The sequence below is a fragment of the Allorhizobium sp. NPDC080224 genome (assembly GCF_050281005.1).
GTDB lineage: Bacteria > Pseudomonadota > Alphaproteobacteria > Rhizobiales > Rhizobiaceae > Allorhizobium.
On sequence record NZ_JBNNWJ010000001.1, the window covers coordinates 2,663,721 to 2,683,779 of the forward strand.

Annotated in this window: 24 protein-coding genes; 7 read left to right on the forward strand and 17 right to left on the reverse strand. The window is 60.6% G+C overall.

Going from position 1 to position 20,059, the window contains the following annotated elements:
• Positions 1-7 precede the first annotated feature (7 nt).
• The 3 genes from ACQKP1_RS13160 to ACQKP1_RS13170 are packed head-to-tail and all read left to right on the forward strand — an operon-like array spanning position 8 to position 4,443.
• On the forward strand, positions 8-1,792 hold the full coding sequence (locus ACQKP1_RS13160) for a gamma-glutamyltransferase family protein (protein ID WP_427275587.1): 1,785 nt from the start codon (positions 8-10) through the stop codon (positions 1,790-1,792).
• 3 nt (positions 1,793-1,795) lie between these two features.
• On the forward strand, positions 1,796-2,554 hold the full coding sequence (locus ACQKP1_RS13165) for a DUF1028 domain-containing protein (protein ID WP_427275588.1): 759 nt from the start codon (positions 1,796-1,798) through the stop codon (positions 2,552-2,554).
• A 47-nt stretch (positions 2,555-2,601) separates the two neighbouring features.
• On the forward strand, positions 2,602-4,443 hold the full coding sequence (locus tag ACQKP1_RS13170) for an ABC transporter ATP-binding protein (protein WP_427275589.1): 1,842 nt from the start codon (positions 2,602-2,604) through the stop codon (positions 4,441-4,443).
• A gap of 116 nt (positions 4,444-4,559) precedes the next feature.
• Here ACQKP1_RS13170 and ACQKP1_RS13175 read toward each other — a convergent pair whose 3' ends face one another.
• The 3 genes from ACQKP1_RS13175 to ACQKP1_RS13185 all read right to left on the reverse strand — a co-directional run bounded on the left by ACQKP1_RS13175 (position 4,560) and on the right by ACQKP1_RS13185 (position 6,050).
• Positions 4,560-4,937, reverse strand: a complete 378-nt coding sequence (locus ACQKP1_RS13175) for a helix-turn-helix domain-containing protein (protein WP_427275590.1) — start codon at positions 4,935-4,937, stop codon at positions 4,560-4,562.
• Positions 4,927-5,112, reverse strand: a complete 186-nt coding sequence (locus ACQKP1_RS13180) for a type II toxin-antitoxin system HigB family toxin (protein WP_427275591.1) — start codon at positions 5,110-5,112, stop codon at positions 4,927-4,929. Before ACQKP1_RS13180 ends, ACQKP1_RS13175 begins: the two co-directional genes overlap by 11 nt.
• A gap of 134 nt (positions 5,113-5,246) precedes the next feature.
• Entirely contained in the window at positions 5,247-6,050 is an 804-nt protein-coding gene (locus tag ACQKP1_RS13185; protein WP_427275592.1) for a helix-turn-helix domain-containing protein, read from the reverse strand.
• A gap of 335 nt (positions 6,051-6,385) precedes the next feature.
• On the opposite strand from ACQKP1_RS13185, the gene ACQKP1_RS13190 reads away from it, so the two are divergent.
• Positions 6,386-6,859 carry a hypothetical protein gene (locus tag ACQKP1_RS13190; RefSeq protein ID WP_203016799.1) on the forward strand — a complete coding sequence of 158 codons (474 nt, stop codon included), beginning with the start codon at positions 6,386-6,388 and terminating at the stop codon, positions 6,857-6,859.
• 94 nt (positions 6,860-6,953) lie between these two features.
• Here the strand turns inward: ACQKP1_RS13190 and ACQKP1_RS13195 are convergent, their stop codons facing one another.
• From ACQKP1_RS13195 to ACQKP1_RS13225, 7 genes are all read right to left on the reverse strand, one after another.
• Positions 6,954-7,922 carry a hypothetical protein gene (locus ACQKP1_RS13195; RefSeq protein ID WP_427275593.1) on the reverse strand — a complete coding sequence of 323 codons (969 nt, stop codon included), beginning with the start codon at positions 7,920-7,922 and terminating at the stop codon, positions 6,954-6,956.
• A 54-nt stretch (positions 7,923-7,976) separates the two neighbouring features.
• A complete protein-coding gene (locus ACQKP1_RS13200) occupies positions 7,977-8,348 on the reverse strand; it encodes a hypothetical protein (protein ID WP_203016803.1) in 372 nt (123 codons plus the stop codon).
• A 107-nt stretch (positions 8,349-8,455) separates the two neighbouring features.
• Positions 8,456-8,776 carry an ATPase inhibitor subunit zeta gene (locus ACQKP1_RS13205; protein WP_427275594.1) on the reverse strand — a complete coding sequence of 107 codons (321 nt, stop codon included), beginning with the start codon at positions 8,774-8,776 and terminating at the stop codon, positions 8,456-8,458.
• A 27-nt stretch (positions 8,777-8,803) separates the two neighbouring features.
• Positions 8,804-9,106: a hypothetical protein gene (locus ACQKP1_RS13210; protein WP_427275595.1), complete on the reverse strand. Its 303-nt coding sequence runs from the start codon at positions 9,104-9,106 to the stop codon at positions 8,804-8,806.
• On the reverse strand, positions 9,103-9,249 hold the full coding sequence (locus ACQKP1_RS13215; protein WP_427275596.1) for a hypothetical protein: 147 nt from the start codon (positions 9,247-9,249) through the stop codon (positions 9,103-9,105). Before ACQKP1_RS13215 ends, ACQKP1_RS13210 begins: the two co-directional genes overlap by 4 nt.
• A gap of 267 nt (positions 9,250-9,516) precedes the next feature.
• Complete coding sequence (locus ACQKP1_RS13220; protein ID WP_425958871.1) at positions 9,517-9,885, reverse strand: hypothetical protein; 369 nt, start codon at positions 9,883-9,885, stop codon at positions 9,517-9,519.
• A 154-nt stretch (positions 9,886-10,039) separates the two neighbouring features.
• Positions 10,040-10,456: a secondary thiamine-phosphate synthase enzyme YjbQ gene (locus ACQKP1_RS13225; protein ID WP_203016808.1), complete on the reverse strand. Its 417-nt coding sequence runs from the start codon at positions 10,454-10,456 to the stop codon at positions 10,040-10,042.
• A gap of 104 nt (positions 10,457-10,560) precedes the next feature.
• On the opposite strand from ACQKP1_RS13225, the gene ACQKP1_RS13230 reads away from it, so the two are divergent.
• The gene (locus ACQKP1_RS13230) at positions 10,561-11,022 is read left to right on the forward strand and encodes a heme-degrading domain-containing protein (RefSeq protein WP_203016809.1); all 462 of its coding nucleotides are present in this window, start codon (positions 10,561-10,563) and stop codon (positions 11,020-11,022) included.
• A 12-nt stretch (positions 11,023-11,034) separates the two neighbouring features.
• Here the strand turns inward: ACQKP1_RS13230 and ACQKP1_RS13235 are convergent, their stop codons facing one another.
• A complete protein-coding gene (locus ACQKP1_RS13235; protein ID WP_203016811.1) occupies positions 11,035-11,415 on the reverse strand; it encodes a YybH family protein in 381 nt (126 codons plus the stop codon).
• Between the two features lie 75 nt (positions 11,416-11,490).
• Positions 11,491-12,393, reverse strand: coding sequence for a LysR family transcriptional regulator ArgP (locus tag ACQKP1_RS13240; protein ID WP_427275597.1), 903 nt, complete (start codon positions 12,391-12,393; stop codon positions 11,491-11,493).
• Between the two features lie 89 nt (positions 12,394-12,482).
• Here ACQKP1_RS13240 and ACQKP1_RS13245 point away from each other — a divergent pair, with 89 nt between their 5' ends.
• On the forward strand, positions 12,483-13,082 hold the full coding sequence (locus ACQKP1_RS13245) for a LysE/ArgO family amino acid transporter (protein WP_427275598.1): 600 nt from the start codon (positions 12,483-12,485) through the stop codon (positions 13,080-13,082).
• A 75-nt stretch (positions 13,083-13,157) separates the two neighbouring features.
• Entirely contained in the window at positions 13,158-14,306 is a 1,149-nt protein-coding gene (locus ACQKP1_RS13250; protein ID WP_427275599.1) for an amidohydrolase, read from the forward strand.
• 11 nt (positions 14,307-14,317) lie between these two features.
• Here ACQKP1_RS13250 and ACQKP1_RS13255 read toward each other — a convergent pair whose 3' ends face one another.
• The 5 genes from ACQKP1_RS13255 to ACQKP1_RS13275 form a co-directional block, all read right to left on the reverse strand.
• On the reverse strand, positions 14,318-15,370 hold the full coding sequence (locus tag ACQKP1_RS13255; RefSeq protein WP_427275600.1) for a DUF930 domain-containing protein: 1,053 nt from the start codon (positions 15,368-15,370) through the stop codon (positions 14,318-14,320).
• Between the two features lie 66 nt (positions 15,371-15,436).
• Positions 15,437-15,835, reverse strand: coding sequence for a type II toxin-antitoxin system VapC family toxin (locus ACQKP1_RS13260; protein ID WP_427275601.1), 399 nt, complete (start codon positions 15,833-15,835; stop codon positions 15,437-15,439).
• Entirely contained in the window at positions 15,832-16,107 is a 276-nt protein-coding gene (locus ACQKP1_RS13265) for an AbrB/MazE/SpoVT family DNA-binding domain-containing protein (protein WP_427275602.1), read from the reverse strand. The genes ACQKP1_RS13260 and ACQKP1_RS13265 overlap by 4 nt, the downstream gene beginning before the upstream one ends.
• Before the next feature lie 125 nt (positions 16,108-16,232).
• On the reverse strand, positions 16,233-18,296 hold the full coding sequence (rpoD, locus tag ACQKP1_RS13270; RefSeq protein WP_203016825.1) for an RNA polymerase sigma factor RpoD: 2,064 nt from the start codon (positions 18,294-18,296) through the stop codon (positions 16,233-16,235).
• 383 nt (positions 18,297-18,679) lie between these two features.
• Positions 18,680-19,987: an adenylate/guanylate cyclase domain-containing protein gene (locus ACQKP1_RS13275; RefSeq protein ID WP_427275603.1), complete on the reverse strand. Its 1,308-nt coding sequence runs from the start codon at positions 19,985-19,987 to the stop codon at positions 18,680-18,682.
• Positions 19,988-20,059 lie beyond the last annotated feature (72 nt).

A 20,059-nucleotide genomic window follows, 5' to 3' on the forward strand; every position in this document is an offset into this window, starting at 1 on the left:
ATATTGCATGACTGAGTTCACAACCCGCCCGGAGATCCTCGGCACATTCGGTGTCGTCACCTCCACCCATTGGATCGCCTCCGCCGTCGGCATGAGCATCCTGGAAAAGGGCGGAAATGCATTCGATGCGGCGGTCGCAACCGGCTTCGTGCTGCAGATCCTCGAGCCGCATCTGGTGGGTCCGGGCGGTGACATGCCAGCGCTGATCTATTCGGCAAAGAGCGGCAAGGTGGAGGTGATCTGTGCACAGGGACCTGCTCCGACTGGGGCGACGATTGAGCACTATACGGCAGAAGGGTTGAAGCTGATCCCCGGCGACGGTTTGCTTGCCACCGTTATTCCCGGTGCCTTCGACGGCTGGATGCTGATGCTGCGCAATTACGGCACGATGAGCGTGCGCGAGGTGCTTGAACCGGCCATCCACTATGCCGGACATGGCCACCCGATGCTGCCGCGCGTCTCGGCCACCATAAAGGGACTGGCCGATTTCTTCGAGAAGGAATGGCCGACGTCCTATGAGACCTGGATGCCCGGCGGCGTGGCGCCCGAGCCGCATGCGCTGTTTCGCAATCCGGTTCTCGCCGCCACCTATAACCGCATCGTCAAGGAAGCCGAAAGCGTCACCGGTCGCGAGAACCAGATCGACGCAGCCCGCGACGCCTTCTACCGCGGCTTCGTCGCCGAGGCGATCGAGGACTATTTGAAGACTGCCGAGGTGATGGATGCCAGCGGCAGCCGCCACAAGGGTGTGTTGACCGCTGACGACATGGCCGGCTGGTCTGCAACAGTGGAAGCACCGCAAACGTTTGACTATCACGGCTGGACAATCGCCAAGACAGGACCATGGGGCCAGGGGCCGGTTCTGTTGCAGTCGCTGGCACTGCTGAAGGGTTTTGATGTCGCGGCGATGGATCCGCTGGGTGCCGATATCGTCCACACGATCGTCGAGAGCATGAAGCTCGCCTATGCCGACCGCGAGGTCTATTACGGCGATCCGGCCTTTGCCAGCGTGCCCATGGAGCACCTCCTGTCAGATGCCTACAATGACGCGCGCCGCAAGCTGATCGGTACCACCGCATCCATGGAGCTGCGTGCCGGCCGATTGCCGGGTTTCGAGAACCAGCACGACCTGACCATGGAAATGCTGGCCTCCATGTCCGGCACGGGTGCTGTCTACGAGCCAACCATGTCGCATCTGACGGAAAAGCGCGGCGATACCGTCCATGTGGATGTCATCGACCGAGAAGGAAACATGGTCTCGGTCACGCCATCCGGCGGCTGGCTGCAATCCTCGCCAATCATCCCCGGCCTTGGCTTTTGCCTAAATTCCCGCGCCCAGATGTTCTGGCTGAAACCGGGCCTTCCAACCTCGCTAGCGCCAGGCAAACGGCCGCGCACCACGCTCACACCATCGATCGCGCTTTACGAAGGGCGACCAACGCTTGCCTTTGGTACCCCCGGTGGCGACCAGCAGGACCAGTGGCAGCTGTCTTTCTTCCTGCGCTATGTGCATCACAAGCAGAACCTGCAGGCAGCGATCGACATGCCGCTGTTCCACACGGCGCATTTCCCCGGCTCCTTCTATCCGCGCACCAGCCAGCCGGGCAATGTGATGATCGAAAGCTCGATCGGCGCAGAGACCATCAAGGCGCTGAAAGCCATGGGTCACGACATCACCGAGGCTGATCCCTGGACCGTCGGCCGACTGACCGCCGCAGGCCGCGATGCTGACGGTTTGCTACGAGCAGCCGCGACGCCAAGGCTCATGCAAGCTTATGCGATCGGGAGATAATTCATGACCTGGTCAATCGTTGCACGCGACCCTGAAACCGGACATCTCGGCATCGCCGTCGCCAGCCGCTTTTTCGCGGTCGGCGCCATCGTACCCTCCATGCGCGGGGGAATCGGCGCCATTGCCACTCAAGCATTCATCAGCCCGCTCTACGGCACCGACGGCTTGATGCTATTAGCTGATGGCCAGTCACCCGAGTCGATCATCGCAACCCTGACCGACCGCGACGATGGGTGCCAACAACGACAAATGCACCTGATTGACAGGCAAGGCCGCAACGCTGCCTTCACAGGTCAAAAATGCATCGACTGGGCCGGGCACATCATTGACGACAATGTATCGGTCGCCGGGAACATGCTGGTGGGCCCCAATGTCATTGCCGAGACCTTGCGGGTCTACAAGGAGACCGAAGGTGCGCCCCTCCCCGAACGGCTTTTGGCGGCGATGGATGCCGGCGAGGCGGCCGGTGGCGACAAACGGGGACGGCAGTCGGCAGCCCTCAAAATCTGCCGCGACCAGGACTATCCCTGGCTCGACATCCGCACCGACGACCATCCCGATCCTCTGGGTGAGTTGCGACGGCTTTATGCCGTGGCGCAGGAGCGCTTCCTGCATGTCGTGGAAACCATGCCGACCCGCGCCAATCCGCACGGCCTGACCGACCGCCGCCTGATCGACGAAAAGATTGCCGCCCTTGAAGCGGCCCGCATCGCGGAGGGACGCCCCTCGCCTTCCTTTGCCACACCGCTCAAGCCAGTCTGAACCAGACCGTATCAGAAGCACACGTCAAGTATCGGACCCGCAAAGCCATGAACGCCATAACAACAGCTGCCGCAAAGATCGAGACATCAGCCGTTCTCTCCGTCGAGGACCTGACAACGTCTTTCCTCGTCGATGGCCAGTGGCGGACGGTCGTACGCAATATTTCCTTCGACGTGAAACCTGGAGAAACCGTCGCCATTGTCGGCGAATCCGGCTCCGGCAAGAGCGTCACCTCGCTGTCGATCATGCGTCTTCTGGCCCGTGCACAAAGTCGCGTCGAGGGACGCATCTGGCTGAACGGGCATGACATTCTGGCGCTGACTGAAAAGGATATGCAAGCTGTCCGTGGCAATGCGGCGGCAATGATTTTCCAGGAGCCGATGACCAGCCTCAATCCGATCTTCACGATCGGACGGCAAATCTCGGAAGTGTTGACGCGGCACAAGGGCATGACAAGAATCGAAGCCCGTGCCGAGACGATCCGCATGCTGGACAAGGTGCGCATTCCCAATGCGGCAAACCGTTTCGCCGATTATCCGCATCAGTTTTCCGGGGGCATGCGACAACGCGTGATGATTGCCATGGCGCTGGCTTCGCGCCCAAATCTTTTGATCGCCGACGAACCGACAACGGCGCTTGACGTGACAATCCAGGGCCAGATTCTTGACTTGATCAAAGAGCTGCAAGAGGAAGAGGGCATGTCCGTTCTCTTCATCACCCACGACATGGGCGTGGTAGCTGAGATCGCCGACCGTACCATCGTCATGCTGCGTGGCGACGTGGTCGAGCAAGGACCAACGGCTGAGGTTTTCCACCGCGGCGAGCACCCTTACACGCGCGCATTGCTTGCTGCTGTCCCAAAGCTCGGCTCGATGCAGGATCGTGCCTGGCCGCTGCGGTTTCCAATCATCGACATCGGTTCGGGTCTGGCAAACGAGCCGACCGAAGTGGCGAACACTGTCGATGTCGGCAAGACGCCAGTGCTCGCGGTCAAGAACCTCGTGACACGCTTCCCGATCCGCAGCGGGCTCTTCGGTCGGCAAACAGGTGCGGTTCATGCGGTTGAGGGGGTTTCGTTCGACCTCTTCCAGGGAGAAACCCTTTCAATCGTCGGCGAAAGCGGTTGCGGCAAGTCGACCACAGGACGTTCCATTACGCGTCTCGTCGAGCCTGAGAGTGGGGAAGTCCATCTCGACGGCTACAATGTCCTCTCACTCGACCAGCCAAGCCTGCGCGCGATGCGCCGCAGCGTGCAGATGATCTTTCAGGACCCGTTTTCGAGTCTGAATCCGCGCATGACGGTCGGTGCCGCCATCGCAGAGCCTTACCTCAAGCACCGACTGGGGACGCGGCAGGAAGCTCAGGCCAAAGCCGCCGATCTTCTCCGCAAAGTTGGCCTTACCCCGGAGATGATGGATCGTTATCCGCATGAGTTTTCGGGCGGCCAGCGCCAACGCATCGCGATCGCCCGCGCTCTATCGCTTAATCCGAAAGTCATCGTGGCCGACGAAAGCGTGTCGGCGCTTGATGTCTCGATCAAGGCACAGGTGTGCAACTTGCTGATGGACCTGCAGGAAGAATTCAATCTCGCCTTCCTGTTCATTAGCCATGACATGGCTGTGGTCGAGCGGATCAGCCACCGGGTTGCTGTCATGTATCTGGGCGAAATCGTTGAGATCGGCCCCCGCGCCGCGATCTTCGACAACCCGCAGCATGACTACACAAAAAAGCTGTTGGCAGCCGTGCCGATTCCCGATCCCGAGCGCCGTGGCCTGAGGCGCAGCGCGGCCATCGACGAATTGAAAAGCCCGGTGCGGCCAATCGGCTATACACCGCCCCGCCGCGAGTACCGCGAAGTCAGCGAGGGGCATTTCGTGCAGCTGTCTTGAATGGCAAGGGCGACGCCCATTATCACACGGGCCCTTCCCGACTGCCTACACGTCAGTCAGTGGGACTGATGTGTTGGTACACGCCGAGAAGAAATTGTTAGCGAAACAGAACCCGCTCAGGCGACCTTGCCACTACTCGGCCTGATCAGGACTTCTGCAGATATACCCAATCGGTCGTGAAGTTTGCGGATCATGTCGATCGACAGGCTTCGCTTGCGGTTCAGGACATCTGCTACACGGTTACGCGGCCCAATCATCGGTTCGAGGTCCTTGCGGGTCAAACCCTGCTGCTCCATCCTAAAACGGATCGCTTCCACCGGATCTGGGGGATCCATGGGATATGTTTTTGCCTCGTAAGCGTCGATGAGGGTCGCCAGAATATCCAACCGGTCTCCCTCTGGAGTGCCAGCTTTTGCTCCCCACAAGGTTTCGACCTCAGCAAGAGCTGCGTCGTAATCCCGTTCTGATCGGATGGGCTTCAGATCAGCTGCCATGTTCGATCTCCTTCACATCGATCTGGTCGTATGCCTTGTGCATCCCGATCCACTTGATCCAGACGATGCCTTTTTCAAAATCTGCCGCGACAACCAATCGATGATCGTTGCCTTTGATGTTGAAGACGATCCGTTCCGCGCTGACGATGCTTGCAGTTGCATACAGTCGCTTCACGTCCGCGGAACTAGTCCATTGCGCCTTGCTAACTTCGTCGAATCACGCATCAAGCGCGGCCATCACAGCGGGCTGCCCCTTGTTGTCAGGAAGCCGGTCGACATGTTCGCGGAGGGTGCGCCTTGCTGTGATCCTCATAGCGCACCTATAGCACGGGAGAGAATTGGACTTAATTCGCTGCCTCTTGGCTGTGCATCGCAGCTACCATCGCGACGCTCGGCTACGCCGGCGCGTCGGCGGCTGAAGAAACTAATCCAGCTCCCTGAATTCGGATCCGTTTCAGCAGGAGGCCAGTGACCCGGCAGACGATAGCCTGTTTGCCCGTTGACCGTCGCGCGAGCGCACAGTGTATCGAGCCTTCCGAGACCACAAGAATCCAGCCATTTTTGCCATTGGTGCAATTGCTCGATTTTGGTGTCCGCCACGAAAATGGCGGGCACCGCAGGTAACCGATTGGCGGATAACGAGCGCTCCTCGCGCGCGTTAGGTTTATATATATTTTCTTTCTCTGGATTCGGTGGACATATTTGACCGCCTTCGCCGGACATATCTGACTGCCTTTGGGGACGGATCTGCCCTCCTTCGCTCCTTCGAAGGGTGACAATTCTGTCCGTCTTTTCACGTGCCTCGGATGCTCGTACGATCGACAATGCTGAGGGACGATATTCTGTATTGTGCCCTATGCCATTCCCGCGCCGGACGTCGAACCACTCTTTGTCTTCGAGTTCCCGGATCGCACGCTGGATGGTCTTGACGCTCTTGCCGGTCGCGTCGGCAATCGTTTGATAGGACGGCCACGCCTTCTCGGTGTGGCCGTTCATGTGCGTGGTGACGATGTATAAAGCGATCGACCGAGCGTTGTCGCTCAGATCCTTGTCGCAGCTCAGCTGCTGGAGCCACTGCAACTTTACTTCGCGGAATGGACGACGGGCACTCATACCACCCTCCGTGCAAGCGCGGGAAACGCACTGAATTCGACCCAAAAAAGTGGGACAGTCAAAATCTTAAGTCTTTGATTTTCCTCAAATCTGGTTTTTGCCCCATGTGCATGTAGCAGGTTGAAATTATTTGAGTTCGGCAGGCCCTCCGGGCCCACCAAAAACCCATTGCCCCGTCCGGCTGCCTGAATATCGTGCAGCCCCTTTCTCGCTCCGGGGCACATCGCGGATTGCCTCGCAGCGGCGGCAAAACCGAGCACTGTCTAAAATTGTAACTGTCAGTTTGATCTGAAGTTCAGCGCTCTGTGTCCAAAGTGTCTTCAACGGAGGCACCTATGACCATTTCGAAATTCAGCCTGACACTGACCGCGGTCGCTCTCTCTCTGTCGGCTTTCAACGCCAACGCTGTGCCACGCACGGGCAATGAGCATGTGATCCGTCACGACCGCGGCGGCTACGTGATCGACTATGCGATCGATATGCTGAAAATGGAAAAGTCTCGGCGTCTGGTAAAGTTCGCTGGGCGCTGTGATTCCGCCTGCACCATCTACCTCGGGCTCAACAAAGCCCAGACATGCATTACCACTGCAGCCAAGTTCGGGTTCCACCTGCCGTTCGGCAGCGATCGACGAGGCAACCAGGTTGCGGCGAACTTCATGATGAAGAAATACCCCAAATGGGTGCATAAGTGGCTGGAAGCCAATGGCGGTCTGAGTGCCAAGCTGAAGGTGATGCCTTACTCATATGCAAGTCAGTATATCAAACCTTGCGATGGCCGCTCGAACATGGCGCAGCAGGCAAGTTTCTGAGCGAACATGCCAACGCCCGTCCAGCGACATGAGTTCGAAAAAAGGCCGGGGTGTTCGTTCCCCGGCCCAAAAGCTCGAAACTCAAAGACTGATATCAGTCCTTTTTAGGTCCGTTCCCGTTTCCACCGGCATTCTCGCTTTTGCCGTTGTTACCGCTGTTGTTATTGCCGTTGTCGTTGGAGTCACTCTTGTCGGCCTGACCTTCGCTGGCAACTCCATTGCCGCCGCCATTGCCGCCGCCGACACCCCGATTGCCATCGCTGGGGGCGTTGTCGCTTTTGGCGGCATTGCCTTCATTAGCAGTCCCATTGCCACCGCCATTGCCACCGCCGTTGCCGCGGTTGCCGCCGCGGGCATTGCCACCGCCGTCGGATCCGCTTTCGGTGCCGCCACCCGTGCCAGTGTCTGCGCCAGCGTCACCGTCATTTGGGCCGCCAGTACTGTCATCGGTCGCCTGCCCGCCGCTGGAATTGTCAGCGACCTCCGTGGCACCAGAACCGCTGCCAGAGTTGACCGCGGCACCTCCGCCAAAGCCACCAAAGACAGCCTCGACAAATGACCTTTCGCTGCGAGCGCCGCCTTCGGAAGAACCGGTACGGGAAGCGGGTGCTGCGGCTGTGGATGCGCGAGCGGAACAGGCGGTAACGACCGATTTGTATTCTTTCCGGACCTTTTCCAGCGCCGCAAGGTCACCAGACATGAGTGCTGCTTCGCAGGCACTGTTCGCCATGGAAACCAATTGAGCGCGTGTCTGCTTAGCCACTGCTTCCGAATTCAAGCCGAAGAGAACCGTCACTGCCGCAGCAGCGAACAACGCTTTATTACCATACATAAGGGGAACCTCTGAGAATGCGGCAGCAGCCATCCGCGCCGTTAACGGTCTGTTAGTCACAAATGCATCTATGCGCAAGATCTTTTTAGAGATGCATAATTTAACGTTAACGAGCAAACGGAAGCGGCAATGCAGCAGGCGGCCGAGGCAAGCCCCATGCTGTTGCTCGACACCTCCAATGTATTGGTGAGTGGCACACAGAAGGAGTTGCCGACCGCGCAAGGTCGGCAACCGTCAGAGATCGTAGCCCGGCCAAACAGACGATCCGTCTAGTGACCGCAATCTTCAGGCGTCCGCCGTCTCGCGAACGTCGTCGAGCAGGAAATGCACCACGACATAGTGTGTCGAGTAGGGACGGCCGCCGTCGGAGACGCTTTCGACCGTGCCGCCGTCGGCGGGGTGCCATTGACCATAGTGGGGATTGTTGACGATCAGGGTGATTGCTTTGCCGCTCCGCTGGCCCTGCAGGCGGTAGCGCGCTTCCGCAAGTGGCCAGATTCGCTCGAAGTCGGCCTGCGTCAGGCGCACCTTGAGTGCCTGGCGACGGATCGCTTCACTATGCGCACCATCCTCACGGGTTCGTGCCGGACTGGTCAGTGTGACCTCCTCCGCACCGTCGAGCAACGAACTGAACTCCTCCGGCCACATGCGTCTCATTGATTTGCTCCTCCCAAAGCCCGTCTATGGTGACAAGCGAAGTGTAACGCGTCTTGCGCCGGACACAACGCAAGATCGGAGGATCAATGTAAGAAGGGTGCCGGCTGCTATTCGGTGCAGCCGGTGTCCTTCAGCGCCTGGGCATGAAAGCGGCGCAGCGCCGCCTCGATATCGGTCTTGCTCAACGAGTGCCCGGCGGTCGCCAGATCCCGCGACAGCCGCGCGATCACGTCGCTGTCGCCGGTCACCACATGATCGACCGCATGCAGATCGCGCGCGTAGCGCCCGAGGTCATCGCCGGTAAAGCCGATCAGCGACCCGGCCCAGTAGCCGGCAAGCAGATTGCGGCGGGCACGGATGCTGCCGAGGCCGTCGTCCTCATGCGGGTGAGCGGATTGGGCGACGGCCTTCACAATGGTCAGTGTCATGGATCGATTTTCCTCCTCGGTCAGGAATCAGGCTTCCGCTTCAGCGGAGATGAGATAGTTGGCGATGGGCGCGCAAGCCGGGTTGTCGGCATCGAGCAATTCCGCCGGGCTTGTCAGCCCTGTCGTCACGGTTATCGCCGTTATTGCGGCCCACCACAGATCTCCGCCGGCGCGGTCGACGAGCGCAGGGCCGGTCGTACGAAGACAGTCACCCACCTGGGCAACGACCTGGACGGGCGCCTGCATCTCCTCGAGCCTCTGGCGAATATCTGCTTCGACAGAATCGATGACAAATGCGGCAAAAAGCGATGCGATCCAGTCACCAATCATCGGATGGTCTCCGACCTTGCCGACATCAGACCATGCGGAATGGGCTGGCGAATACGCGGCTTCGGCATGCCGGGGCGCGGATGTACGCCGTCAAGCGCCGGGAAGCGACCCGGTGAAATCAGGATGGAGTGGTGGTGTCTCATGGACTGGTCCTTGGACCGGCAGCGGTGTCGAAAAAGGTCCGACATCGCAAGAGCGCCGGAGGCTCTTGCCAGAGGGGCCCGGACCAGCGGGTTGACGCTGATATGACAATCGATTCGGGCGTCTTCAAGGCATCGGGATCAACCGATATAAAAAAGGTCGGGCCATGCAGCCGGGGTCTTGTCTGGCCCCTTGTTGCATGGCCCGGGCAGCGGGCGATCAAGGCTCAAGCGTTCGGGCGAAAGCCGATCGGCTCCGCAGCCATGGCGTCAGTGGCGAATGACCGGGCAGCCGCGGACATTGGCGAAGACCATCCGGTCGCGACCGCCGTGACGCACACCGGCCACCACCACGCGCCGCGGCGTCACATCGGCGACGAAGGCGCGGCGCAAACCGTTCCAGCGCGCCTTTTCCACGGCCTGATGCGGACGGCATTCACCGCGACGGGGCCCATCCCAGCCCGGACGGTCCCAACCCGGGCGGTGGCCGGGGCGATCCCAGCCGGGGCCGCCATGGCGGGGACCTTCGATATAGACACCCCAGCCGAAGCTGTCGGCCGAAGCCGTGCCGGCAAGGCCCGTGGTCGCCATGACCGAGACGATGGCTGCGAGACCGATTTTGCGAAGCATGCCGATCATTTTCTCTCTCCTAGGACTGGCGCATCCCGGCGCCTTGGTTTCCATCCCGCCGTTACGAGCGATTGAGGAGAGAGTAGATGCGCCTCACTGAACGCAGTCCGAATCCGTCATTCAGGCACGGTTCACCTTGCCATGGCAGATGCACCGCGACCCCTCAGACATGAAGGATGACCTCTCGGCGATGCGGGCTGTCGCGGTGTTCGAAGAGATAGATGCCCTGCCATGTTCCGAGCAACAGGCGCCCCTCGGAAAAGGGAACGGAGAGTGACACCGGCAGAAGAGCCGCCTTGATATGCGCCGGCATGTCATCCGGCCCCTCGTCGCGATGGGTGATGTAGTTCATCGCCGGATCCGTCGTCGGTGGCACGAGGCGGCGGAAAAAGGCCTTGAGATCGACCTGAACGGAGGGATCGGCGTTTTCCTGGATCAGAAGCGAACAAGAGGTGTGGCGCACGAAGATCGTCAGGACACCCTCGTCAGCGCCGCTGTCCGCAAGAAATCTGCGGGCGCCATCCGTGAACTCGTAAAGCCCCTGTCCGCGCGTGGCGATCACCAGTCGCTGCATTGCCATTTCAAATATCCCTTTATGCTTCGGCGGGGAGAACCGGGCGCCACCCCTAGCCTATCCGGACCACCCTCTGTAGTCTCGCGCCGACAAACGGAGGACCGTCCATCATGAGCCTGATCGAAACCATCGAGAGACAGGAAAGCCTGCTCGTTTTCAAGAGCTTCGACGAAAACGTGGCGCTCGATATCGGTCAGCGTCTCGTAGACCTGGCACTATCGCAGAAGGCGCCCGTGGTCATCGATATCCGCACCTCCGACCGCACGCTGTTTCACGCCGCCCTGCCCGGCGCCTCGCCGGACAATGACCACTGGGCGCGCCGCAAGAGCAATGTGACGCTGCGCATGCACAAGGCCTCCCTTCGGGTCGGCGAACTCAATCGCGCCCGTGGCCGCAGTGTATCAGCGGATATCGGGCTCGATCCCATGGACTATGCCGATCACGGCGGCAGCTTTCCGGTCCGTGTGGAAGGCACCGGCGTCGTCGCGGCCATCACCGTCTCCGGCCTGAAGTCGGAAGAGGATCATGCGATGATCGTGACTGTCTTGGAAGCCTATCTCGGCACCGGCTGAAGAGCGCCTCGCTTAAGGACGCGTTCCCGCATAGAGGCTGAGCCGAAGGAACAGATCGCTCTCGCGCTCTAGCACAAGGACGGCTGGCAGGGCATATGGCCCCTCATCGGCCTCGGCGCCGCCCTCGGCGTCGCGCCGGTCCGAACCGTTCAGCGTACATTCCACCGCAACGCGAAAGCCTGCGGCATCCGTCATCACGACATGATCCGACAGCGTGATGCCATGGCGCAGAACATAAGCGGCCAGCGTGTCCCGGAAGGAGGCATGGCCGATCACCCGGATCCCATCCGGCAGGTCGAGCACCGCCTCCTCCTCGAACATTGCGAGAAGCCTATCGAAGTCATGCCGATTGAGGGCATCGATGACGGCAAGTGTCTGTTCTTTCAGGGACATGGGCCTCTCCTTCTTCTCAGACAAGATAGGCCTGTCAGCGCGGGAAGCAAGATGCCGCCCCCGGGCGGCCAGGCGTCACGGAATTGGACGCAACACGCGGGCGGATGCACGGATCACGGTTTCGGTGATCGGTTTCATCGCGCCGGCCACGGAGCGGCTGATATGCCAGTAGAGCGGCACGTCGAGCGGCTTTCCCGGCACAACTTCCCGCAGACGTCCATCGGAAAGAGCGGCACCGGCAAGCAGTTCGGGGTTCATGCCCCAGCCAAGGCCGGCAATGGCCGCATCGACAAAGGCGTGGCTGGAGGGCAGCCAATGCGACGGACCAGTTGTTGCGACACCCAGCACCTCCTCCGCCCAGCGGACCTGAAGCCGGTCCTTGGAGTTGAAGGTGATGACGGGAGCCCGGCCGAGGCTGGCCGCAGTCACCCTGTCACCCTCGAACCATTGCGCCATGAACCGAGGGCTTGCGGTCGCCAGATAGCGCAGCGTTCCGAGTGGTCGGCAATCGCATCCCTGGACCGGTTTGGCCGAGCCGCTGATCGCAGCCCGCACCTCGCCGCGCTTCAACCAATCGGCACTGTGATCCTGATCGTCGATGACGAGATCGAACAAGACACCCTCGATATCCTGCATGGCAGCCACGAACCAGGTGGCCAGGCTGTCGGCATTGACGGCAAGCCGCAGCGTCGGGAAGCCGGCAGCGTCGCCGCCTGTGTGCGCAGAAAGCCCGAGATCACGGCGCACCCCCTGTTCCAGGAGACGCACCTCTTCGGCATGACGAAACAGGCGCTCGCCGGCCTCGGTCGCCCGGCATGGCTGGGAGCGGATGACGAGCGACGTGCCCACCTGCTCCTCGAGCTGCCGCAGACGCTGTGAAATTGCCGATTGGGTCACATGCAGCATCTGCGCGGCCCGCTCGAAACTGCCCGCCCGAAGAATGGCAGACAGGGCGGCGAGCTGAGAGGGATTAAACATCAGGAATCCTTATCCTGCATTAGACTTATTAGCTGTTCTAATTTGACTAGGGCGACTAGTCAAAGCGGCGTCGCCAATGGGAGTTCGCCATGTTCACTGCCGCCACCGCCGGTTTCCTGCTCGGTCTCAGCCTCATTGTCGCGATCGGCGCGCAGAATGCCTTCATCTTGCGGCAGGGCCTGCGGCGGGAACATGTCCTGCCGCTGGTACTCACCTGCGCGATCTCCGATGCTATCCTGATCGCGCTCGGCGTCGCCGGTTTTGCAACGGTTCTGTCACGCCTCGACTGGCTGGAACCGGTGATGCGCTATGGCGGGGCCGCTTTTCTCACCGTCTATGCGCTACGCAGTGCCCATGCGGCCTGGGTGGGTGGTGCCAGCCTCAGGACGGGCGAAACCACCGCAACGAGCCTCAAGGCCGCCTTTCTCACTTGCCTCGCCTTCACCTGGCTCAATCCGCATGTCTATCTCGACACGGTCGTGCTGCTAGGCTCGATCTCAACCCGCTATGCCGGACAGGAGACGGCCTTTGCGCTGGGTGCAATGACCGCTTCCTTCACCTTCTTCTTCAGCCTGGGTTATGGCGCGCGCCTGCTTGCCCCTTTGTTCGCCAGGCCCGTTGCCTGGCGTGTTCTCGACGGTTTGATCGCCCTCGTCATGGCAGCCATCGCGGTCAAGCTGATCCTGTGATCTTGAGCCCGCTCCGCCTTGGGCGACGACCAGCGATGGTATAGACCGGATGCAGAATGTCATGAGGAGGAACCGATGTTTCTGACCAACCGCGATGTGATCGAGCTTCAGGCTTTTCGGCACGAGCTGCACCGTTATCCGGAAGTGTCGGGCGAAGAGCGGGAAACCGCCCGGCGCGTGGTCGAGGCCTTGCGGCCACTCGGACCCTCCCGGATCGTCACGGATCTCGGCGGTCATGGTGTTGCGGCCGTCTTCGACAGCGGACTGACGGGTCCTACGCTTCTCATCCGCGCCGAGCTCGATGCCCTGCCGATCGAGGAGAAGTCGGAAGCTTTCCACCGTTCGACCATCGCCGGCAAGGGCCATCTCTGCGGCCACGACGGTCACTCGACCATCCTTCTGGCGCTGGCTCGGGGCCTGTCCCGGCAACCCGTCGGCAAGGGACGCGTGGTGCTGCTCTGGCAACCGGCAGAAGAAGACGGGAGCGGGGCAGCAGCCGTGCTCGCCGATCCGCGTTTCGAGGAAATCCGGCCGGATTTCGCCTATTCGCTTCACAACATGCCGGGTCTTTCCTTCGGCACCGTGGCGCTGAAGAGCGGCCCGGTGAACTGCGCCTCGCGCGGCATGAAGATCAGACTTTCGGGCAAGACCGCCCACGCCTCCCAACCGGAAACCGGCATCTCCCCCATGGCCGCGATGTCCCGCCTGATGCCGGAGCTGACGGCTCTCTCGCATGGTGCACCGCCATCGACGGATTTCACGCTGGCCACCGTCACCCACGCCGCGCTTGGCGAACAGGCCTTCGGGATTGCCCCGGGTGATGCAGAAATCTGGGTGACGTTGAGAACCCTGATCGACGATCGGATGGCCGATCTCTGCGAAAGGGCGGAAACACTCGTGACGGAGGCCGTGCGGCCCGCCGGGCTTCAGCACAGCATCAGCTACCACGACATCTTCTTCCATTGCGAAAATGCGCAGGAAGCCGTTGATCATCTGGAGGCAGTACTGCAGGCGGAAGGGATCCGCTTCGATGAAGGCAACCTCCCCATGCGGGCATCGGAAGATTTTGGCCGTCTGCGCGCCGTCTGCCCCTCGGCCATGTTCTTCCTGGGCGCCGGCGAGAACCACCCTGCCCTGCACAATCCCGACTACGACTACCCGGATGACCTGACCGCCATCGGCGCCCGCATTTTCATGGCGGTCATCCGGAAAGCGCTCGGGTAACCGCGTCTGCCTCAGCTGTCCGGAAAGCCGCGCTCCGCCCATTCCGAGCGCGGAACCGCCTTGCCCACCGACAGCGAGAAGCGCACGACCTCGGTCGCGTCGTCGTCAACCTCGCAGCGCACGGCGATGTTGATCCAGGACCCGTTGACATCACGGAAGGCCGCAAGCGGCACGTCGACCACATTACCCTCCCGCAGGCGCAGGATGGGCAGGAAATAGGGCACATAGGCAGGTGTGCCGTTGCGAAGCTGCTGGCTGAGTTCGGTGCCGCACAGCTGATCCCCGCGCTCCTGCCGCGTCAGCCCGGCCATGGCCGTCATCGCCGCCCGATCCCCAGAAATCGCCGAGGAGAAAAGCTCGGTCACCTCACGCGGTTCAAGCCGCGCTTCGGAGATGGCGGCGACAACGGCGGGGTCCGTCGGCTCCTCCTGGGCAGAGGCCGCAGCCTCGCCTTCACCCTCATTGGTCTCCGCGGCAGCCTCCGGCAGCACTCCGTCGAGTGGCGGGGCCTCGGGCAGCGTGATCTCGGGCTGTGCCAGCGTCGATGCGGCATCGGCGACTTCGTCCGCCTGTTCCTGCGTCTGAGCCTCCTCGGCGGTCTCTACCTCGGCCTCCGTCCCGCGAGAGAGTTCCGGTCCGCTGTCTCTCTCGCCAAAGCGCACCACCGGCCGCAGCACGGGAATGGGCGCGGACGCTGCGTCGGGCAGTTCCGGTTCGGGCACGGGTGGTTGCTCAACGGGTTCCGGCTGCGGTTCCTGTTCGACTTCCGGTTCCGGTGCCGGCGGCTCCGGCTCGGGTGCTGGCGGCTCGGCCTCTGCGGTTTCTTCGGGCGGAGGCTCCGTTACCTCCGGCTCAGGCTCTGGTGCAGGCACCGGCTCGACCTCAGGCTCAGGTTCAGGCGGCGGCGCAACCAGCGTCACCTCGACCGCCTGCTCCTCCGGCGGAAGCTCAATCGGAGTATCGAAACTCAACAGAAAGACGGCCACTGCAAGCCCGTGCAGCAGCAGAGAAAGGGTCAGCCCTCCACCGAAGCGCCGCCAGCCTGTCGTCTTGGTATCCGTCATGATCCGATCCATAGCGACGATTGCGGCAAAAAGGGAGGCCGATCCCCAAAGAGATAAAAAGGCGTGTCAGGAAAGCAATCGTGCCGATTGACCGTTGGCCTCGACGATACGCACGGCCTTCCGGTCAAATGAGACGAACTCCTCACCACCCATCATCCGACCGGAGAAGGCGATCACGCCATCAGCGAAATCACCACCCTGTTCGAGGAAGTTAAGCCCGTGCTGCGCCAGGGCACGATCAACGACGACGTTGCTCGTTTCAAGCAGACTGCGAACCACTCGGGCGATGTCGACCCTCTGGACGCCATAGCTCCGATCCAGAACCCAGACAAGCTCGCAAAGAGCCAGAGGGGAAATGGCAACCAGACCGGCTTCCGTCAACATATCGAGGGCGACCTTCGACTGCTCTACATCATCGCCGACGATGGCGCGCACCAGCACATTCGTGTCAGCCATGATTTTCATGGCACACGATCCGAACCTTTTCCGGCAAGGGCACCGGCAGACGCGATCGCCTCATTCAATTCATCGACGGACAGGCTCCTGCCATTGGTGCGCCCTTCAAGCATCTGGGCGAGATCAGCAAAGGTCCTCTCGGATCGCACCGCAGACAGCGCTGCACGACCATCAGGCAAGAGGTCGACTGCGACTTTGTCTCCAGGCCGCAATCCGAGATGTTGAAGAACCTCCTTCCGGAGGGTGACCTGTCCCTTGGCTGTGATGCTGAGCTTTGTCATGACCCGCTCCTTCTTCACCTAGAGTAAGGCGAAAGAGCCTTACCGACAAGCTCCAGTGCGTTGCTGGCGCAAAAAACCCGCCGGATCGCTCCGACGGGTCCTGATGTCAAACATCCATGTCTAGCTCAGCTGTCCAGGAAGCTCCGAAGCTTCCGCGACCGGCTTGGATGCTTCAGCTTCCGGAGCGCCTTGGCCTCGATCTGACGGATACGTTCACGGGTAACCGAGAACTGCTGGCCGACTTCTTCGAGCGTATGGTCGGTGTTCATACCGATGCCGAAGCGCATGCGCAAAACGCGTTCTTCACGCGGCGTAAGCGATGCGAGAACGCGGGTCGTCGTCTCGCGCAGGTTCGCCTGGATGGCGGCGTCGATCGGCAGAAGCGCATTCTTGTCTTCGATGAAGTCGCCGAGGTGGCTATCCTCTTCGTCACCCACGGGGGTTTCGAGCGAGATCGGCTCCTTGGCGATCTTCAGGACCTTGCGGACCTTTTCGAGCGGCATGGCCAGCTTTTCGGCCAGTTCTTCCGGCGTCGGCTCGCGGCCGATTTCGTGCAGCATCTGGCGCGATGTGCGGACGATCTTGTTGATCGTCTCGATCATATGCACCGGAATACGGATTGTGCGGGCCTGGTCGGCGATCGAGCGGGTGATCGCCTGACGAATCCACCAGGTCGCATAGGTCGAGAACTTGTAACCACGGCGATATTCGAACTTATCGACCGCCTTCATCAGGCCGATATTGCCTTCCTGAATGAGGTCAAGGAACTGCAGGCCGCGGTTCGTGTATTTCTTGGCGATCGAGATGACGAGACGCAGGTTTGCCTCGACCATTTCCTTCTTGGCGATACGCGCTTCACGCTCGCCCTTCTGGACCATCGATACGATACGGCGGAATTCGGCGATCGAGATGCCGGTTTCGGTTGCAAGGTTCTGGATCTCGCCGCGGATATCGCGGATCGTCTGGTTTTCCTCGCGTGCGAAATCCTTCCAGCCACGCGCCGAAAGATTGGCGATCGACTTCATCCAGTTCGGGTCAAGTTCAGCGCCCTGATACTGTTCGAGGAACGAGTCACGCTTGACGCCGTAGCTTTCAGCGAGACGCAGCAGGCGCCCCTCGTTCTGCATCAGGCGCTTGGAGATGTCGTAGAGCTGCTCGACAAGGCTGTCGATGCGGTTCTGATTAAGCGACAGCGACTTGACCGCCGTGACCAGCTGATCCTTCAGTTCCTTGTAGCGACGCTCCTGGCCGGACGACAGCGTGCCCGCACAGGCAAGACGTGCCTCCACCTGCTGGTCCTGCAGCTTGCGCAGCTTCTTGTAGGTGTCGGCGATGAGGTCGAGGGTCTCCATGACCTGAGGACGCAGTTCCGATTCCATCGCAGCCAGCGACAGGTTCGATTCGTCCTCGTCCTCTTCCTCTTCTTCCGGCGGCATGCCTTCACCGCCAATGGCGGTGATGTCGTCGTCGTCACCGGAAGCGGCCTGCGGACGGCGCTTGGCGCGCTCCTTTTCCTTCTCTTCGGCGGCCTTGCGGTCGGCCTCGATCTTTTCCGGGCTCTGGAACTGCGGAGCAGCCTTGGCTTCCGGACCAGAATAGGTGGTTTCGAGATCAATGATCTCGCGCAGAAGCGTCGTGCCTTCGTTCAACTCGTCGCGCCAGATGATCAGCGCCTGGAAGGTCAGCGGGCTCTCACAGAGGCCGGAGATCATCGTCTCGCGGCCAGCCTCGATGCGCTTGGCGATCGCAATTTCGCCTTCGCGCGACAGAAGCTCGACGGAGCCCATTTCGCGCAGATACATGCGCACCGGATCGTCGGTGCGGTCTGTCGGCTCTTTCTTCTTGGCGGTTGCAACAGCCGTACCGGCCGTCGGGGCCAATTCGCCGCCTTCGCTTTCGCCTTCTTCCTCGGCGTCGTCTTCCCCGCTCTGGGCTTCATCAACGTCTTCGTCTTCGATGACATTGATGCCCATGTCGGAAAGCATGGCCATGGTGTCCTCGATCTGCTCGGAGGTCACTTCCTCCGACGGCAGAACCGAGTTCAACTCATCCATGGTCACATAGCCGCGTTTTTTCGCGGCCTTGATCATCTTTTTGACCGCGTCATCGGAAAGATCGAGAAGCGGGCCGTCCGTCGCGCCGTCGCGTTCGCCTTCGGCTTCTTCGTTTTCTTTGACTTTCGATGCCATCTATCTTGTCGCTTTCCCTGACGTCTGATCATGCGGCTTGCCGCCGGAGGAATGGGAGACGAACCACTCACCCGGGCGGATAGCTGTCACTGACCTAACGGAGTGTTGCTTAATTCCTGCTTAACTATGGGCATTGCGGTCGCAGCGCCAAAAACTTGTTTGTCTGCATGACCGGTCATCATACCAGAGATCCGTCCGAACCCACTTCACCCTTGTGTGCTTGGATTGGTGATTCCCACAATTTTTCCTGCCGTCAAGCCTTTCTGGCGGCTCGAGGGGGAAAATCAACAAAACAAGCCGTTCAACGGCGTCTTTATCACCGATCTTCGCAAATGTAGGACGTCGGCCCCGAGAAACAAGAGGGAAAACCCGCAAGCGCCGAGTCAGGCTGCGGCCAGAGACTCGCTCTTGACACCCGTCAGGAACCAGACGCGCATCAACCCCTTGCCCTTCACATCGATGTCCCCGCGCAGTTCGAAATCAAAGCGGCTTTCCAATCTCTGCTTCAGGCAGTCGGCAACCTGGATGCGGCCGGCAACGCCATGGGATTCCATATGTGCCGCAGTGTTCACCGTATCGCCCCAGACATCGTAAAGGAGCTTGTTGGGACCGATCACGCCGGCAACCACAGGCCCCGTATCAAGGCCGATACGAACCTCGACCACCTCTCCCACCTGCTCCGAAATCTTGCGACAGCAGGCGATGATGTCGAGTGCCATCAGGGCGACCGCTGTCTCATGATCCGGCTTCGGTTCGGGAAGGCCGCCGGCCACCATGTAGGCATCGCCAATAGTCTTGATTTTCTCCAGTCCATGAGCGGTCGCAATCGCATCGAAGTGCGAGAAGACTCGCCCAAGGAAGGCGATGACTTGTTGCGGCTGCCAGCGTGCCGCCCGCGGCGTGAAATCGACGATATCGGCAAACAGGATGGTGGCAGAGGGAATCTGATCAGCAACGACCTGCGTCCTTTGATCACGAAGCCGACTTGCCACGGCCTGCGGCAGAATATTCTGCAGCAGCCGCTCTGAAAACTCATGCTCGGATTCCAGCGCCATCTCCGCCTGGGCGGCTTCCTTGAAGGCAAAGAAGGAGGTGGTAAAGATCAACAGGAAGGCGAAGGGTACCGTCAGATAATAGAGCGTATTGAGAAAAATCGGCTCCACCCGGATAAAATCGAGCGGCGCGACGAACAGGATCTCGGTCGCAAGAAAGGCGGCCAGCCCGACAATCGTGACAAAGGCCGAAAGCAATAGCCGCTCGGCTCCAAAGACGAGCATGGAGGCCGCCGCCCCGGGCAGAAAATAGAAATGCAGCCCCGAGTCCCGGCCGAAGAACATGCAGTAGCCGATCCCGAAGATCAGCCAGATAGTACAGAGATAGAGCGCCCCAGAAATCGGTCCGTAGCGGTGAAAATAGGGCGTCAGCGCGTAGAAGATCACCTGCGGAGAAAAGGCGATGATCGCCGGCAGCAGACCATACCAGTCATAGGCAACGTAGAGCAGTACGTAGGGAATGGTCATCAGGCTGACCATCGCTGCGATGATGTTGGTGACCGCGAGCCTGCGGCGAATACGCGGCGGATAGCCGGCGGTTCCGATCCTTGCCACCCACCAGACGGCATTCGGCAGGCGCCAGAACGAGCGGAGCTTACGCCCGTTTCGGGCTATGAAATCGAACTCGTGCTGCGCCACTCTTGTTTCCGGTAACAATGGAACAGGACCTGAATCCCCCATTTGCCGCCGCAGTGCAACAGGTTTATGCAA

What these genes read in the sequence shown, in the direction of transcription:
- ACQKP1_RS13250 (WP_427275599.1), top strand. Translation starts at nt 13,158, where the DNA reads ATGTTTCTGACCAACCGCGATGTGATCGAGCTTCAGGCTTTTCGGCAC.
- ACQKP1_RS13175 (WP_427275590.1), bottom strand. Translation starts at nt 4,937, where the DNA reads ATGGCAGCTGATCTGAAGCCCATCCGATCAGAACGGGATTACGACGCA.
- ACQKP1_RS13200 (WP_203016803.1), bottom strand. Translation starts at nt 8,348, where the DNA reads ATGAGACGCATGTGGCCGGAGGAGTTCAGTTCGTTGCTCGACGGTGCG.
- ACQKP1_RS13165 (WP_427275588.1), top strand. Translation starts at nt 1,796, where the DNA reads ATGACCTGGTCAATCGTTGCACGCGACCCTGAAACCGGACATCTCGGC.
- ACQKP1_RS13225 (WP_203016808.1), bottom strand. Translation starts at nt 10,456, where the DNA reads ATGGCAATGCAGCGACTGGTGATCGCCACGCGCGGACAGGGGCTTTAC.
- ACQKP1_RS13220 (WP_425958871.1), bottom strand. Translation starts at nt 9,885, where the DNA reads ATGATCGGCATGCTTCGCAAAATCGGTCTCGCAGCCATCGTCTCGGTC.
- ACQKP1_RS13235 (WP_203016811.1), bottom strand. Translation starts at nt 11,415, where the DNA reads ATGTCCCTGAAAGAACAGACACTTGCCGTCATCGATGCCCTCAATCGG.
- ACQKP1_RS13230 (WP_203016809.1), top strand. Translation starts at nt 10,561, where the DNA reads ATGAGCCTGATCGAAACCATCGAGAGACAGGAAAGCCTGCTCGTTTTC.
- rpoD (WP_203016825.1), bottom strand. Translation starts at nt 18,296, where the DNA reads ATGGCATCGAAAGTCAAAGAAAACGAAGAAGCCGAAGGCGAACGCGAC.
- ACQKP1_RS13255 (WP_427275600.1), bottom strand. Translation starts at nt 15,370, where the DNA reads ATGACGGATACCAAGACGACAGGCTGGCGGCGCTTCGGTGGAGGGCTG.
- ACQKP1_RS13265 (WP_427275602.1), bottom strand. Translation starts at nt 16,107, where the DNA reads ATGACAAAGCTCAGCATCACAGCCAAGGGACAGGTCACCCTCCGGAAG.
- ACQKP1_RS13190 (WP_203016799.1), top strand. Translation starts at nt 6,386, where the DNA reads ATGACCATTTCGAAATTCAGCCTGACACTGACCGCGGTCGCTCTCTCT.
- ACQKP1_RS13160 (WP_427275587.1), top strand. Translation starts at nt 8, where the DNA reads ATGACTGAGTTCACAACCCGCCCGGAGATCCTCGGCACATTCGGTGTC.
- ACQKP1_RS13240 (WP_427275597.1), bottom strand. Translation starts at nt 12,393, where the DNA reads ATGTTTAATCCCTCTCAGCTCGCCGCCCTGTCTGCCATTCTTCGGGCG.
- ACQKP1_RS13185 (WP_427275592.1), bottom strand. Translation starts at nt 6,050, where the DNA reads ATGAGTGCCCGTCGTCCATTCCGCGAAGTAAAGTTGCAGTGGCTCCAG.
- ACQKP1_RS13205 (WP_427275594.1), bottom strand. Translation starts at nt 8,776, where the DNA reads ATGACACTGACCATTGTGAAGGCCGTCGCCCAATCCGCTCACCCGCAT.
- ACQKP1_RS13215 (WP_427275596.1), bottom strand. Translation starts at nt 9,249, where the DNA reads ATGAGACACCACCACTCCATCCTGATTTCACCGGGTCGCTTCCCGGCG.
- ACQKP1_RS13210 (WP_427275595.1), bottom strand. Translation starts at nt 9,106, where the DNA reads ATGATTGGTGACTGGATCGCATCGCTTTTTGCCGCATTTGTCATCGAT.
- ACQKP1_RS13170 (WP_427275589.1), top strand. Translation starts at nt 2,602, where the DNA reads ATGAACGCCATAACAACAGCTGCCGCAAAGATCGAGACATCAGCCGTT.
- ACQKP1_RS13260 (WP_427275601.1), bottom strand. Translation starts at nt 15,835, where the DNA reads ATGAAAATCATGGCTGACACGAATGTGCTGGTGCGCGCCATCGTCGGC.
- ACQKP1_RS13245 (WP_427275598.1), top strand. Translation starts at nt 12,483, where the DNA reads ATGTTCACTGCCGCCACCGCCGGTTTCCTGCTCGGTCTCAGCCTCATT.